12 protein-coding genes are annotated in these 12,571 nt (G+C 55.6%); 9 read left to right on the top strand and 3 right to left on the bottom strand.

Features of this window, described 5'->3' with window-relative positions:
* From R1A29_RS28485 to R1A29_RS28450, 8 genes are all read left to right on the top strand, one after another.
* Entirely contained in the window at positions 1-2,223 is a 2,223-nt protein-coding gene (locus R1A29_RS28485; RefSeq protein ID WP_438300187.1) for a type VI secretion system tip protein VgrG, read from the top strand.
* Positions 2,216-3,226, top strand: coding sequence for a DUF2515 family protein (locus tag R1A29_RS28480; protein WP_438300186.1), 1,011 nt, complete (start codon positions 2,216-2,218; stop codon positions 3,224-3,226). The genes R1A29_RS28485 and R1A29_RS28480 overlap by 8 nt, the downstream gene beginning before the upstream one ends.
* Positions 3,227-3,297: 71 nt before the next feature.
* Complete coding sequence (locus R1A29_RS28475; protein WP_438300185.1) at positions 3,298-4,107, top strand: hypothetical protein; 810 nt, start codon at positions 3,298-3,300, stop codon at positions 4,105-4,107.
* Positions 4,108-4,390: 283 nt separating this feature from the next.
* Positions 4,391-4,690, top strand: a complete 300-nt coding sequence (locus R1A29_RS28470) for a hypothetical protein (protein WP_438300184.1) — start codon at positions 4,391-4,393, stop codon at positions 4,688-4,690.
* Positions 4,691-4,703: 13 nt separating this feature from the next.
* Positions 4,704-5,270, top strand: coding sequence for a hypothetical protein (locus R1A29_RS28465; protein WP_438300183.1), 567 nt, complete (start codon positions 4,704-4,706; stop codon positions 5,268-5,270).
* An 85-nt stretch (positions 5,271-5,355) separates the two neighbouring features.
* Entirely contained in the window at positions 5,356-6,234 is an 879-nt protein-coding gene (locus R1A29_RS28460; protein WP_438300182.1) for a hypothetical protein, read from the top strand.
* A gap of 250 nt (positions 6,235-6,484) precedes the next feature.
* Entirely contained in the window at positions 6,485-7,084 is a 600-nt protein-coding gene (locus tag R1A29_RS28455; RefSeq protein WP_438300181.1) for a lysozyme inhibitor LprI family protein, read from the top strand.
* Positions 7,085-7,106: 22 nt separating this feature from the next.
* Positions 7,107-7,532, top strand: coding sequence for a hypothetical protein (locus R1A29_RS28450; protein WP_438302102.1), 426 nt, complete (start codon positions 7,107-7,109; stop codon positions 7,530-7,532).
* 58 nt (positions 7,533-7,590) lie between these two features.
* On the opposite strand, the gene R1A29_RS28445 is transcribed toward R1A29_RS28450, so the two are convergent.
* Positions 7,591-7,968, bottom strand: a complete 378-nt coding sequence (locus R1A29_RS28445; RefSeq protein WP_085708860.1) for a DUF6124 family protein — start codon at positions 7,966-7,968, stop codon at positions 7,591-7,593.
* A gap of 586 nt (positions 7,969-8,554) precedes the next feature.
* Here R1A29_RS28445 and R1A29_RS28440 point away from each other — a divergent pair.
* Entirely contained in the window at positions 8,555-8,938 is a 384-nt protein-coding gene (locus tag R1A29_RS28440) for an SCP2 sterol-binding domain-containing protein (protein ID WP_096817262.1), read from the top strand.
* 71 nt (positions 8,939-9,009) lie between these two features.
* Here the strand turns inward: R1A29_RS28440 and R1A29_RS28435 are convergent, their stop codons facing one another.
* Positions 9,010-10,410, bottom strand: a complete 1,401-nt coding sequence (locus tag R1A29_RS28435; RefSeq protein ID WP_438300180.1) for an aminoacyl-tRNA deacylase and HDOD domain-containing protein — start codon at positions 10,408-10,410, stop codon at positions 9,010-9,012.
* 79 nt (positions 10,411-10,489) lie between these two features.
* Positions 10,490-12,565 carry an ATP-dependent DNA helicase RecG gene (gene recG, locus R1A29_RS28430; protein ID WP_438300179.1) on the bottom strand — a complete coding sequence of 692 codons (2,076 nt, stop codon included), beginning with the start codon at positions 12,563-12,565 and terminating at the stop codon, positions 10,490-10,492.
* Positions 12,566-12,571: the final 6 nt, after the last annotated feature.

Here is a 12,571-nt window from a genome sequence, read left to right as displayed (position 1 = left end):
ATGTTCAACCCAGCTAACGAAACGCACTTCAGCCTGACGGTCGAAGACTACGTAGGCGACCTGCAAGTCCTGTCGTTCACCGGCACCGAAGGCATCAGCCAGCCGTTCCGTTTCGACCTGGAACTGGTCAGCGAGAACCCGGATCTGGACCTGGAAAAACTCCTGCACAAACAGGCGTTCCTCGCCCTCGATCCACAAGGCTCGGGCATCCACGGCCAGATCTACCGCGTCGCCCAAGGCGATGCCGGCAAGCGCCTGACCCGCTACAAAGTCTCGCTGGTGCCGCAGCTGCAATACCTGCATCACCGCACCAACCAGCGCATCTACCAGCAGATGTCGGCGCCGAAAATCATCGCGCTGATCCTCGACGAACACGGCATCAAGGGCAACGCCTACAGCTTCCAGTTGAGCCAGCCGTGCCCGGATCGCGACTACTGCGTGCAGTACGACGAAACCGATCTGCACTTCGTCCAGCGACTGTGCGAAGAAGAAGGCATTCACTACCACTTCCAGCACAGCCAGAAAGGCCATCTGCTGGTGTTCGGCGATGACCAGACCGTGTTCCCGAACCTCGGCCAGCCCACCGCGTACGTGCAGGGCAGCGGCATGGTCGCCGAAGAACCGGTGATCAAAGGCTTCAAGCTGCGTCTGGAAACCCGCACCACCCGCACCACCCGCCGCGACTACGATTTCGAAAAGCCGCGTCTGCAAATGGAAGCGGCGTACAAACCGGATGGCGAGAGCACTGAACCGGATCTCGAAGACTACGATTACCCCGGCCGCTTCATCGACCGCGCGCGCGGCAAGTTCCTCAGCCAGCGCGCGCTCGAACGCCACCGCGCCGACTACCGTCAGGCCGAAGGTCGCGGCGATCAGACCAGACTCGTCAGCGGCCACTTCATGGAAATGTCCGACCACCCGCGCAGCGAGTGGAACGACCTGTGGCTGCTCACCGAAATCTTCCACGAAGGCAAACAGCCGCAAGTCCTCGAAGAATCGGTGACCAGCGACACCACCGACAACAAGGACGACTTCCACCAGGGCTACCGCAACACCTTCCTCGCCACCCCGTGGGACGTGTTCTACCGCCCGGCCCTCGAACACCCGAAACCCCGCGTCCTCGGCAGCCAGACAGCCATGGTCACCGGCCCCAAAGGCGAAGAAATCCACTGCGACCAGTACGGCCGCATCAAGGTGCAATTCCACTGGGACCGCGAAGGCCTGGCCGACGACAAGACCAGCTGCTGGCTACGCGTCTCCAGCAGTTGGGCCGGCGACCGCTACGGCGCCATCTCCATCCCGCGCATCGGCATGGAAGTTCTCGTCACCTTCCTCGAAGGCGACCCCGACCAGCCCCTCGTCACCGGCTGCCTGTACCACAAGGAAAACCCGGTGCCCTACGCCCTCCCGGCGAACAAGACACGCAGCGTCTTCAAAACCCTCAGCTCCCCGGGCGGCGGTGGCTACAACGAACTGCGCATCGAAGACAAAAAAGGCGCCGAGCAAATCTTCATCCACGCCCAGCGCGACTGGGATGAAAACGTCGAACACGACCAAAAGATTCGCGTCGGCAATGAACGCCACGACACTGTGGTGAAGAACAGCTACACCGAGCTGAAGGCTGAAGAGCACCGCACCACCATCGCTGATCGCAAGATCGAAGCGAAAGCCGACGATCACCTGACGGTAGGAGAAAGCCAGCACATCAAACTCGGGACTGCCCAACTGACCAGTGTGGGGAAAGAAATCCACCTGAAGTCTGGCGACAAGATGGTGATTGAGGCCGGCACCGAACTGACCATTCTGGGCGGTGGGAGCTTTATCAAGCTCGATGGCGGTGGTGTGACGGTGGTTGGACCGGTGGTGAAGATCAATGCCGGAGGTTCGGCAGGAAGCGGTACGGGGATTGGCATTCTGGCACCGGTCATTCCGCTGATTGCAGATCAGGCTAGGGCGGGGAGTGTGCTGAAGAACGAGGCTAGAAAGAGCTATTACGAAAAGATTCAATTCGTAACGAGTTCAGGGGATCCGGTTGAGGGGCTTACCGCCGCTCTTATTTTGCCTGGCACACCGTCGCCAATGAAATTCAGAAGTGATGCTGATGGCCACTCTCCTCAGGTGAAAACGGATTCGGTGCAAACTGCTGAAGTCCACCTTGTTTGGGACGATTTTGGTGTTCCCGACGGGGCAGATGATTATATTCGGAGTCGAAAAGATGACTAATGCAGCTACCCCGTTGGCGAAAGTTGAAATTAATAAGGCTAAAAATGATCCCCCTCGTCAAATCGAGGCGACTTGCGCTCATTTGTGGTCGCTTGCGCAATTTCAGGCAATAAAGCGATTGAGTGTTTATAGGAAGGAGTATTACGTCTTCGGTGATACCAAGTGGATGCTTGTCGGGGATTTTAGCGCCCGCGCAGCCCGTATTGCGGGGGTATATGCTTCTTTTTATCTGGAAAAAGAAGATGGTGGCAAAGAGGCGTTCAAGGGGCGATTTTACTGGATGGGTTTGGCCGCATTTGCCAGTAAACAGGTGAAGTGTGGCCTGGACTTCACGAAACTTGCAACGGCCGCAATGCCCATAGGTAAGCCCGTCGTCGATATCGGAAAAAATGGTTTGGGTAAAGGTAATTTTTGGCTGTTTCAAGACATTTTTTGCTGGCATTGGTTTTACAGCCAATATCCGACGAAGTTTGTAGGTTGTGCGGGTGATCGTGACAGTGAGAAATTTGAAGAAAAAATAAAAATAGGCTTGAAGAATTTGCCGTGGGCGAAAGAGTCTTTGGGTGTTATTGATAATTTCAAAGTCAAGAGTGAAGTTACAGAGGCTTTTTCTTACATAAAAAAAGTCGAGAGTGAGGCGCCTGGCACTGCAAGGCAGGCGCTCCAGTACAAGTCGCTTATTGCAACGGCTAATCATGAGCAGTTGAATATCCTGCAGCCGCTTATATATGAGGATCCAGTATTTCAAACCATTCTGGATGTGCAAAAAGCATCGGAGGGTATACCGCTCGTGCCTTTACGCTCGGCCGCATTCTCAACCGCGTGTGACGTCAAGGATCCAAAGTTGCGTGAGCAAATGCATGAGGGGGATTTGTACAATGCTCAGAATCGGATGGGATTCATTCAGAAGATCGCAGATAAATATCATGGTCTGATGATAAATAGGACGGGCTATATGGAAGGAATGATCTCTGAAATAGCCGGATGGAGAAATAAAACGTGAGGTGGTGTCAGGCTGTATTGTTTTTGTTTCTTGTTGGATGTGATGGCACCAAGACCGAAGGTACAGAGAATATGAATATTGAAGCTTCACGTATTAGTGTTGAGCTGGGCGCGCCAATTGACAGGCTGTTGGGTAGCAGTCCCTTGGAGTTTACGCCAGATTGCCTGGATGCAGTCAATATGTGCTGGTACGAGCTTGATGTCTCGGGAAAAAAGAATGCGCTAATTGACCTGACGATTACTCAGCCAACCAGCACACTCGAAATAAAGCGAGTGGTGGGTGTCGACGTAGTTGTGGATGGCGATGTGACGAAAGACATCGAGAATGTTGTTGTGACGCTGCGCGGGTTGCCAGATAACAGCTCTCACGAGGAAAACAAAAAGCTTGTTTATGATCTTATAAACGACCTTCGCTCCGCGGGCTGGAAAAAATATTATTTCCCCTCCGATCCTAGAATTTCCAGTTCGGAACTTAATAAGTTCGATTGGAAAGACAGTGTGTTTGGGGTAACGCCATTGAGCCATCCGCTTTTCGATTCAGATCATGAAATGAGTATGGAGCAGTGGCTGGCGAACGATGGCTTTTATGACTGGTACTTGTACAGTGGTCAGTACATCGCACATGTCAAAGGGCAAAGACGAAACTCTGCTACCGACCCCTCTCGTTCCGGCACATACCTTGTGAAAATCGAGTTCAAATCGCTGGAGAACTTCTGGAGAACAGACTTTGAAGAGAAAGAGCGACCGCAGTGGAAAACACTATTTCCCGGTCGCATAGCCCAGCTACTGAAAAAACGCTCGGAAGCTGAAGTCAAAGCTGAGGCCGCTGGCGTCTCGCTGGACGAGAGTTACAAGGCTCCAAAAATGGAGCAGGTCGAATAACAGCGATAGATAAGGAGTGAGCAACGGTTATCCCGGAATCACTCCCTTTTCTAAATTGGTGGAGTGGCTGTATATACGGGGTTAATGATAAAGGGAGCTGATTTATTTATTGTGTTTATTTCGATCAATTGCTTTGAGCTAGCTGGGGGGTTAAGTGGATTGGATCCACTTGTTTAATGGGGTTTTTCCGAGAAAATGCAAGCTGGCATCATGAAGATATGGGGTAAAAGAAAGATTATATTTGGTAGTAAATAGAGATGGTTTCTACCTGGAAAGCCCGAAAATGAAATTTTACGAGTTTTTGATTTTTTTATTGCTCACTGCGTGTGGCGTTTCAGACAGAGTAGACGCTGGTACCACCACGAACAAAAAACAGTTAATCAGTGTTGAGATTGGAGAAGAGATAAATAGTCTACTTTCAAGCGCTCCTGTTTATTTTTCAAAAGAGTGCATTTCTGATGTGGATATGTGCTGGTATAAAGTTAAAAAATCATTCGGTGATGAAGACCTTCCATCAGTCGAGGTGAATAAATCTCTGCGTCTAGAACCAGGTTGCGAGTGTCAGCACTGCAGTGGATGGTGAGGTAGGCACTACCGTGGAGAACCTCGACTTATCAGTTCGTAGTCTCCCGGATGGAAGCAAGCATGATGAGTATCGAGCGTTTTTATACGATCTCATAAAAGATATAAAGAAGGCGGGCTGGGTACACTATTACGCACCTTCTGATCCTAGAATTCCAGGTAGTCAAATTGGCAAGATTAATACAGCTGATGAAGTCATGGGTGATAACGTATTAAGTCATCCGTGGCTGGATCCGAACTATAATCTGGATCATGAGCGATGGTTGGAAGTCGGTAAATTTTACAATTGGCATTTTTATAAAGATGGCAATTATCTTACGTTGCAAGCGTGGCGGCGAGACTCTGATGACGCTCCTGATGAGCGCGGAACGTATTTGGTAAGTTTGAGCTTCACCACTGAGCGTGAATACTGGAGTGCTGCTTTCACCGAGGCTGAAGATAAAAAGCGTTGGAGAGAGCTGCTGCCCGCCAAGATGACAGAATATGCTGCTATTCGGAAGTCCCGAGAGGACAAGGCGGAAAAATCGGGTATTGAAATTGACTCAAGCTATCAAGATCCATCCATCAAAGCATTGAAGTAAGTTGGAAGGAGGGGCAATATCATAAGTTAATGGGTTCAAAGAAGGACTATATGGAAGGTTAGATTGCGACCTGGAAGGGTGCCGTATGAGAAGCATGTTGTTTTTGTTGTTTTTATTTGTCGGTGCTTGTGGTGATGTCGCTGATGGCGGGAGTAAAGCAATAAGTGGCAATAGTCCGTCGATTCAAATTCAAACGCAGAAAAATGCGAGCGATTTAGTGGCGGCAAGCCCGGTGCAATTCTCTGAAGAATGCATGTCGGAGGTGAATATGTGCTGGTATAAAATTGAAAAACACTTTGGAGATTCAGACCTTCCCACTGTTGTTGTCAATAAAACGCTGACCCTGGAACACGTCGCGGGCATAAGCATTGCCGTAGATAAAAATGAGAGTGATAACGTCGAGGATGTTGAACTTTCAATTCGGTCTCTTCCTGACTACAGCAGGCACGAAGAGTATCAAGCCTTTTTATATGCTTTGATCGATAAGGTAAAAGCTGCCGGTTGGCATCATTACTATGCGCCGTCTGATCCGAGAGTTTCCGGATCGCAAAGCGACAAAATCACTTCGCCAAACAAAGTGCTCGGTGATTATGTCATGAGCCATCCGTGGCTGGATCCAAACTATCGTCTGGATTTGGCGCGTTGGTTGAAAGTCGATGATTTTTATACATGGAGCTTTTTCAGCGATGATGGTTATCTTACTGTCAAAGCATGGCGTCGTGATTCTGACGATGTGCCTGCCGAACGCGGAACTTACCTGGTTAGCTTGAGCGTTAAAAGCCAGTCGGAATACTGGCGTTCAACATTTGCTAGCACTCAGGAAAAAGATAAGTGGAAGGAATTGCTGCCTCTAAAATTAAAAGAGTATCAAGCCATCAGGACGGCGAGGGAGGAGAAAGCAAGAGATACCGGAATTGAGGTTGATGTCAGCTATCAAGATCCTCCAATCCAGGCATTGAAGTAATGCACCCTTCGTATCTTTATTGTCTGGATCGCGACCACGTGGGCGGTTTTGCAGTTTTGACGGCAAGTCGTTTTGGTCGGGTTATGCCGACGCGGGATTTAGAGCCCAGTCCTATCGGCGAAAAGCGCCTGGCCTGTGTAATTTCGATTCAGAATGAGCAGATCAAAGAGCTGAAGTGCGGCGCCTCCGAGCCCGGTGCCTCGAAGACTTCTGGACGGGTAGCTGAGCGCAGCGCCGGAGTATCCGGATCATGATCAAACTCAAGACGTTCCTTGAACTGGTCGCGGGTGCTTCTTTGGCTGCATTGCTGGTTCCTGCGCATGCCCAGGAAACCTGCAATCCCGACAGCTTTTCCACTCCCGATATGATTATTTGCGGTCAGCAGACTTTCGAGAAAGTCGACGCAGTGTTGAATGAGCAATACAAGAAAGCGCTGGTCAGTTTGGCGCCCGCCGACAAGAAGCAACTGACTGATGTGCAAAAGAAGTGGGTGCGCTTCAAAGAGGCGTATTGCGAGGATATCTATCAGTCGGCCTTGCCCGGTGCAGAGGCGCCCATCGAAAAGCTTGGGTGCCTGGTGCAAACAACCAATGCCCGGTTGGGGGAGTTGGTCGCCCTGCAGACTGGGTTGCCCCTGGACGGTTTTTATAAAGCTGCATCGGCCATGGCGGGGCAGGATCGCGAGAAAGGTCTGGCGGCTTCGATGGAGCGATTGGGGGGTGACAACTTTGACGAACCGTTGTGGAGGCAATACGTCGATGGGCACTGCGAAATGAGTGAGCGTGTGTTCCGGGAGGACATCGCTAACTGCGCAGTGCGAATGCGTTTTCAGTTACCTCTGAATCGTTGAAGGAATGATCAGATTGAAATCAATGCGAGTTTTATCTGCTGCACTGTTTGTTCTCTTTCCTATGGCGGCGCACAGTGAGGTCTCGACGGAGATTTATTGCTTCCGTTCGCAAGAGAGCGCCAAAAGCATAAATTTCGAACTCAGAACTTATTACGACTCCTTCTCCAAATGGAGCGGAGCGGCTGTCAGGTACAGCAAGTCGAAGAAGGCCATTTCTCTGGTGTATCGGAATACCGAGCAAGAAATTCTGGCAGAGGATCGTCCGTATCAGTTCACGACGACTTGGGTTGAGGTTTCGGAGGGCGCGCTGACGGGGGAGTATGAAATGGTCAGTCAGGGTGCCCGGGTCTATGGAATGACTTATACGAACTACAAAACCGGGAAGATGTACTCCTTCGAACACGATTTCAGTATGGATTTCTCACCGGAGACGGGCTGTCAGTGGTGAGGAATTGGAAAGTTGGAAAAGGGGACTCAACGTCCCCTTTTTTCCGCCCGCGATTCAGCTACGGCTTGGCCTGATACTCCCGAAACTCAATGTGATCGAGCGTGCCTTCCACCATCAACCGCACGCCGTCCGCCATTCTGCTCAGGCCCAGTGCCATCGAGCGGCGGGGGCCGTCGAGGTCGTCGGCCAGGTTGGCGGCGATGGCGCTGATGGACAGGAGGTCTTCGGAGGCGTTGGCCATGAGGGCTTCGGCGTCGGCGTTGGGGCAGAGGGCGAACAGGCCGCCCAGGCGTTTGGGGCGTGAGGCTCTGGGTTTGAAGTGGTGGTCGAGGGCGCGTTCGGCGGCTTCGTGGAGTTTCTTTGAATCGAGGGATTCGTAGGGGGAGGTTTCCGGGTTTTCTGGAATTTCGGGGGGATTCGGTGTTGGTTTGATCATTGCGCAGCTTCCTGGAGTTGTGAGGCCGACACCCATTCGCTTTGCACTTCGAAATAGGTGGCAGCTGTGCGTTGGTGTGCAAGACCGGTCCAGGTGCCCGGCAGACCCGAAGGTCTCCGACGCACAGCCGCCATAACGATCCGCGAGCATAGGAAAAGGCTCGGCGAAATGCCATTGCGATTGTGCACCTGAACCGGACTTGCACGTCCGAGTCACCGATTTTGCGGCGACCCACAGAGGCTATCGGCGATGTTCCAGCCTGCCTAGTTCATGGACAGCACCGCAGTTTGAAGGACATTTCCCAAGGATTTGCGGGGTAGAGGAACAAGAAAACACTGCTGTCGGCAGCTCCTACAGGAATGTGTTTCTTCAGGTGTAGGACGGGGGACGGTGTGACGCGGAGCGTCACGGGATGCATTCCCACGCGGAGCGTAGGAACGATCAAGTCCTGAGAGTGAAGTCGTGACTTGGCAGTCATCTTTCAGGAAAAGCCATGCATCGTCTTCTATCAATCCAAGATAGTGGCGAATCCGTCCGAATCCCTTACACTCCCCCGGCCGTTCATTTTCCTTTTGAGGCTGTGCGCATGAAATTTCGTTTTCTTCTGTGGATGCTGGGTCTGTTGATGGGTAAGGCCAGTCGGACAAATCCTGCGTTCCAGCAGCAGTTGGGTGACAAGGATCTGGTGTTTCAGCTGCAGACTCTGGACGGGAAAGTGGCGCGGCATTTCGTGGTGAAGGATCAGCGCATTACCAGCAAGTCCGGGGTGGTGGCGGAGCCGGCGTTTGCGATTGCCTTTAAAGACGCGGCGTTCGGGTTTGCCACGATGCAGGCGAAGAACAAGCAGCTGGCGTTCATGCAGGGGATTCAGGACAAGTCGATCCAGCTCAAGGGTAATCCTGCGCTGGTGATGTGGTTTCAGGGGTTGATGAAGTATTTGAAGCCGAGGAAGGCCAAGCCGAAGGCTTGAGTCCGGTGTGAACGATCAACAAAAAAGGCCCCACACTCGGTTGAGTGTGGGGCCTTTTTTATGGGCGCGAATCAGGCCTGGCTAAACTGCGAAGCCAGCTCACGCAACAGTACTTCAGCCTCAAGCACTTTGCTGACAACGTCATTGGCCTTGTCACGAGTCAAACCAACGCGTTCCAGCAGCGCATCCGGAATGTCTTCATCCGGGCCGGAGCCGATGCCGCGACTGCGCAACAGGCGCACGGCCAGGCAGACGAGGTTCGGGTATTCGGCGTAGGCGCCGTCGTAGTTCGGGTCGTGCTGGAAGCGCAGGGCGGTGGCCAGTTCGTCGGGCATGTCCCAGTAGCGCATCAGCCAGGAGCCGATCTGTTCGCGGCTGATGCCCAGCAGGTGTTGCTCGACATAGCTGTGGCACAGGTGCGGGTTGACCTCCAGGTGGCGGCAGATCAGCGAGAAGTGCGGCGGGAACACGTGGGCCAGCAGCAGGTAGCCGAAGTTGTGCAGCAGGCCGGCGAGGTAGGTCAGGCCGGCTTCCGGGCGCTGGGCGCGCGGCATGGCACGGGTCAGGCCTTCGATGACGGCGGCGGTGTAGATCGACTGCTGCCAGTACGGTGTGGTGTGTTGCGGATGATCTTTTGGCAGGCTCAGGGTCTTGCCGAGTGCCAGGCCCAGCGCCAGGTTGATCACCAGATCGAAGCCCAGCACGCGCACGATCGCGTCTTCCACCGAACGGATCTTGCCCGGCGAAGCGTAGTAGGGCGACGCCGCCCAGCTCACCACTTGCGCAGCCAGCGCCGGGTCGGTTTCGACCACGCCGGTGATGTCGTCGATGGTGGCGTTCGGGTCGACGCGCAGCTTGATGATTTTTTGTGCGGTTTCGGCCAGCGGCGGAATCTCGATGGTCGCTTCCAGACGTTGCTGGATGCGCCGCGCGGTGAACGCCTGCACGGCCTGGGTGATTTCCTCGCGGTCATCGTCCGGGCGGTCGAGGTTCGGGCGGATGCTGCTCAGGGCTTCGCCGAAGTTGGCGGCGCTGGCCTTCGTCAGCATGCTCTTGAAGTCTTCGCTGGCGATTTCCAGCAGCAGGCCCGGCTCGCCGGAGTTGATCAGCAGCTTCGGCTCGCGCAGCAGGCTTTCTTCGTAGAGGCACGGCGAGCTGGTCAGCGCCGGCAGGCCCGGCAACAGGCTCAGGCTGTGTTTGCCGAGCATCTTTTCCAGGCGCTCGGTGGACACGGCGGTCAGGCGACGGCCCGTCAGCTCGGCGAGGCGGTTGAGATCCAGCAACTGGCTCTGTGGAAACAGCACCATCAGCGCACCGACAGCGTCGTCCAGCAACACGGCCTGCACTTTGCGCGAGGCATTGAGGCCGTGGTGGTCGAGCACTTCTTCGTAGGCGACGCCCAGCTTGTTGAGCAGCAGCCGAATAACAGACGGAGCGTGCGGAGATTCGGGGGCGAGAGCAGCTTCGGTCATGGTCTGTATCCGTTTTTGAAACAATTGCTGGAGTATAACCAGCTTGGTTGGAACGAGCTTTGAGAAACTGCGACGGTGCTCACACTTGGCCGTATTGCTGCCCGTGTCGCAGCCAACGGTCGAGCAACGGGCTGACGTGGGTGGGCCAGCGTTCGAGCAAGGCCTGGGCGGCATCGCGCACGGCGGGCAGCAGATCGGCGTCGCGCATCAGGTCGGCGACCTTGAATTGCAGCAGGCCGGTCTGGCGGGTGCCGAGCATTTCGCCGGGGCCGCGCAGTTCGAGGTCTTTTTCGGCGATGACGAAACCATCGTTGGTCTCGCGCATGATGCCCAGGCGCTGACGGCCGATCTGCGACAGCGGCGGATGGTAGAGCAGCACGCAGTGGCTGACCGCGCTGCCCCGGCCGACACGACCGCGCAACTGGTGCAGTTGCGCGAGGCCGAGGCGTTCGGGGTTTTCGATGATCATCAGGCTGGCGTTGGGTACGTCCACGCCGACTTCGATCACGGTGGTGGCGACCAGCAGTTGCAGGTTACCGGCCTTGAATTCGGCCATGACGGCGGCTTTCTCGGCGGGCTTCATGCGGCCGTGGATCAGCCCGACTTTCAACTCGCCGAGGGCGGCCGTCAGGTCTTCGAAAGTGGTTTCGGCGGCCTGGCAGGTCAGCTCTTCGGACTCTTCGATCAGCGTGCACACCCAATAGGCCTGACGGCCTTCGGCGCAGGCGCTGCGCACCCGTTCGATGACTTCGACGCGGCGGGTGTCGGTGACCAGCACGGTGTTGACCGGGGTTCGACCGGGTGGCAGTTCGTCGAGGATCGAGGTGTCGAGGTCGGCGTAGGCGCTCATCGCCAGCGTCCGCGGAATCGGCGTGGCGGTCATGATCAGTTGGTGCGGACACATGCGCCCGCCGACGCCTTTCTGCCGCAGCGCCAGACGTTGTTGCACGCCGAAGCGGTGTTGTTCGTCGATGATCACCAGCGCGAGGTTCTTGAACAGCACTTCGTCCTGAAACAGCGCGTGAGTGCCGACCACCATCGGCGTGCCGCTGGCGATCTGCTCCAGTGCGGCGACGCGGTTCTTGCCCTTGAGCTTGCCGGCCAGCCACGCCACTTCAATGCCCAGCGGCTCGAGCCAGCGCTTGAAGGTGATGAAGTGCTGCTCGGCGAGGATCTCGGTCGGCGCCATCAGTGCGACTTGATAGCCCGCCTCCAGCGCTTGCAGCGCGGCGAGGGCGGCGACCACGGTTTTGCCTGCGCCGACGTCGCCCTGAATCAGCCGCAGCATCGGTTCGTGCTGACTGAGATCGTAGGCGATTTCGTTGCCGACCCGCTGCTGAGCGCCGGTCGGATTGAAGCCGAGGTTGGCCAGGTATTTCGCCGGCAGCTTCGTGGCTTTCGGCATCGCAGGTGCGCGCAGGGAGCGCATGCTCTCGCGCAGGCGCTGCTGGGACAGTTGATGAGTCAGCAACTCTTCGAAGGCCAGACGATGCTGGGCCCAGTGATGACCGAGGGCGAGTTCGTCGACGTCGGCATCGGCGGGCGGGTTGTGCAGGTAGCGGATCGCGTCGGCCAGCGGCGCCAGTTGATAGTCGCGGGCCAGTTCGGTCGGCAGCCAGTCGGGCAGGGTGGCCGGCTTGAGCAGGGTCAGCGTCTGCATGCACAACTGGCGCAGGCGGGCCTGGGTCAGGCCTTCGGTCAGCGGGTAGACCGGGGTCAGGGTTTCATCCACCGGTGGCGGTTCGTCGCCGTTGATGGCGCGGTATTCCGGGTGGTAGATCTCCAGCCCCGAGGCGCCGGGCCGGGCTTCGCCGTAGCAGCGAATCCGCGTGCCGCGCTTGAGGCCTTCTTTTTGCGCGTTGCTGAAGTGGTAGAAACGCAGGCTCAGTCCGCCGGTGCCGTCCTGTAAACGCACCACGAGGCTGCGGCGCCGGCCCATGACCACGTCGGCGCCGCTGACGGTGCCTTCGACCACGGCGTCCTGTCCCGGCCGCAACGCGCCGATCGGCACCACGCGGGTGCGATCCTGATAACGCAGCGGCAGGTGGAACAGCACATCCTGGAGGTTTTCCAGGCCGACCTTGGCCAGTTTCTCGGCCATGGCTTCACCGACACCCTTGAGTGCGGTGACCGACACCTGCGACAGCTCAGTCATGACGCT

The sequence above is a fragment of the Pseudomonas sp. NMS19W genome, assembly GCF_051554255.1.
In the GTDB taxonomy this organism is placed as follows: Bacteria; Pseudomonadota; Gammaproteobacteria; order Pseudomonadales; family Pseudomonadaceae; genus Aquipseudomonas; species Aquipseudomonas kribbensis.
This window is presented reverse-complemented; position numbering and strand designations above follow the sequence as displayed.